At 66.2% G+C, this 1,213-nt stretch carries 2 protein-coding genes; both read left to right on the forward strand.

From position 1 onward, the window contains the following. Window positions 1-1,004: DUF2827 domain-containing protein (locus WS62_RS02845; protein ID WP_066567448.1), on the forward strand; the 1,004-nt coding region annotated here is incomplete at its 5' end. A gap of 22 nt (window positions 1,005-1,026) precedes the next feature. Continuing rightward, window positions 1,027-1,213: DUF2827 family protein (locus tag WS62_RS02850; protein ID WP_156440840.1), on the forward strand; the 187-nt coding region annotated here is incomplete at its 3' end.

Here is a 1,213-nt window from a genome sequence, read left to right on the forward strand (position 1 = left end):
GGCAGTCGGACCGGGTCGGCCCGATCTACTTCCTGAACGGCGGCGACGCGAAAGCGTTGCCCGCCGGCCTCGATCTCGCCGGGCTCGACGTGCCGCTCGTGCAGCCGCGCGACGTGTCGCACGCGCTCGACGTCGTGATCGAGATGGGCGCGCAGTTGCCCGTCGACTGGCTCAAGTACATGAAGGCGCTCGGCAAGAAGCTCATCGCCTGCTTCGTCGGCCACACGTACGCGGGCCTTTGCGAAACGCCAATGTTCAGCCGGCCATCCGGGCACATCTTCAACGGCGGCCCGTTCGACGAGGCCTGGACGCTGCCGCAGTACAACAAGACCGCGAAGCCGCTCCTGCAAACGCTTTTGCGCGCCCCCGTCCATCTGATGCCGCACATCTGGTCGCCGTACTTCATCGAGCGCCGCGCGCGCCGGCTCGACGCCGAGGGGCTGCGCTTCGGCTACGAGCCGGGCCGCGCGAAGTGGCGGCTGTCGATCCTCGAGCCGAACATCTCGGTCGTGAAGACCTGCCACTACCCGATGCTCGCCGCCGACGAGTTCCACCGCGCGCAGCCCGATGCGGTCGAGCACCTGTTCGTCGTCAACTCGCTGCACATGAAAGAGCATCCGACGTTCGTCCATTTCGCGAACAGTCTCGATCTCGTCCGCCAGCACAAGGCGACCTTCGAGCCGCGCATCGATCTGCCGTCGTTCCTCGCGAAGCACGGCGACGCGGTGATCTCGCACCAGTGGGAAAACGCGCAGAACTATCTGTACTACGACGTGCTGTACGGCGGCTATCCGCTCGTGCACAACTCGCCGCTGCTCGGCGATGCCGGGTATTACTACCCGGAATTCGATTCCGCGGCGGGCGGCCGCGCGCTGCTGCACGCATGGCGGCATCACGATACGCATCTCGACGACTATCGCCGCAAAGCCGATGCGCTCCTGCACGGCGTGTCGATCGACAACCGCGACAACCTCGACGCGTACGTCGCGCGTCTGGCCGCCTGAGCCTTTTCCCCGGAGAGAATGCATGTCCGAAACCACCGCCCGTGACGTGCCGAACGGCGGCAGGCGTCTCGTCGTCGGCATGTCGCTGTTCGTGCGCGGCGCCGGCCAGTCGCTGTGGGAGAACGGCATTTTTCAGAACTGCCTGCTGCTCGTGCTGCTGCTGCGCCAGTCGCCGCTCGTCGCCGAAGCGGTGATGATCAACGGCGGCG

Source organism: Burkholderia sp. ABCPW 14 (assembly GCF_001523835.1).
Classification (GTDB): Bacteria; Pseudomonadota; Gammaproteobacteria; order Burkholderiales; family Burkholderiaceae; genus Burkholderia; species Burkholderia mayonis.